Origin of the sequence: Gordonia sp. UBA7860, assembly GCF_002500165.1 — a bacterium.
Classification (GTDB): domain Bacteria; phylum Actinomycetota; class Actinomycetes; order Mycobacteriales; family Mycobacteriaceae; genus Gordonia; species Gordonia sputi.
Genome location: NZ_DLSO01000187.1, coordinates 9,025 through 10,218, shown reverse-complemented (window position 1 = coordinate 10,218; position 1,194 = coordinate 9,025). Strand labels below are relative to the sequence as shown.

The window sequence follows — 1,194 nt, the reverse complement described above, 5'->3', positions numbered from 1 at the left end:
AGCGCGGCCGCCATGCGCTCGCCTGAGACCGCGTTCATGTTGCTGGCGACGAGCGGGATGCGCATCCCGGTCTCGTCCGGCGTGGAGAGATCGACGTTCAGCCGCGAACCGACGTCGGAGCGCGACGGCACGAGGAAGACGTCGGAGTAGGTGAGGTCATGCTGGGGCACCTGGCCGTAAAACTGCATAACCCTGAGCCTAATCTTTTCCACAACGGTGGCTCGCGGGTGATGTAGATGTCGGCAAGGAAATGTCGTTACTCTTGACACCTGGACGCCGCCGCCCGTCGGTGGTGTCAGGAACGTCAATTCGAGCAGAAGGCGGCGATTTTCGCGTGTCGACGACCACCGGTCCGGAATCCACCAACTCAGTGCCTGACTTCGGAGCCAATGACTGGCTCGTAGAAGAGATGTACGCGAAGTTCAAGGAAGATCGCAATAGCGTCGACGAGGCCTGGTGGCCCACCCTTGAGCGGTACGCCACGGCGCAGTCCGCCGCAGCGACCGCCGCGCCCGCGAAGCCCGCCACCCCGGCACAGCCCGCCGCCACTGCGGCGTCCGCCCCTGCCGCACCGACCGCGAGCAAGCAGAGCCGCACGACGGCCCGCCCGGCCTCGGCCGCCCCGATCCCGGCCGAGGCACCCGCCAAGGCCGAGAAGAAGGATGCGGCACCGGCGCCGCAGCGCGAGGCAGAGACGACCGCGCTCAAGGGCATGGCCAAGGCCATCGCGAAGAACATGGACGACTCGCTGTCGATCCCGACCGCGACGAGCTACCGCGAGATTCCCGCGAAGCTGATGATCGACAACCGCATCGTCATCAACAATCACCTCCGCCGCACCCGCGGCGGCAAGATCTCGTTCACGCACCTGCTCGGCTACGCGCTCGTGCAGGCGCTGAAGAAGTTCCCGAGCCAGAACGTCTACTACGACATCGTCGACGGCAAGCCCTCGGTCATTCAGCCCGCGCACGTGAACCTCGGTATCGCCATCGACGTGCAGAACAAGGACGGCTCGCGCGGCCTCGTCGTGCCGAGCATCAAGGCCGCCGAAGAGATGAACTTCCGCGAGTTCCTCGAGGCCTACGAGGAGCTCATCAAGAAGGGCCGCACAGGCAAGCTCACCGCGGCCGACCACGCCGGCGCGACCATCTCGCTCACCAACCCGGGCGGCATCGGCACCGTGCAGTCGGCCCC

2 protein-coding genes are annotated in these 1,194 nt (G+C 66.2%); one reads left to right on the top strand and one right to left on the bottom strand.

What is annotated here, in order from left to right; translation table 11 throughout:
* Nucleotides 1-188 (bottom strand): IMP dehydrogenase (locus B3T59_RS22560; RefSeq protein ID WP_287005191.1); only part of this gene is annotated, 188 nt, incomplete at its 3' end.
* Nucleotides 189-334: 146 nt separating this feature from the next.
* On the opposite strand from B3T59_RS22560, the gene B3T59_RS22555 reads away from it, so the two are divergent.
* Nucleotides 335-1,194 (top strand): 2-oxo acid dehydrogenase subunit E2 (locus tag B3T59_RS22555; protein WP_287005190.1); only part of this gene is annotated, 860 nt, incomplete at its 3' end.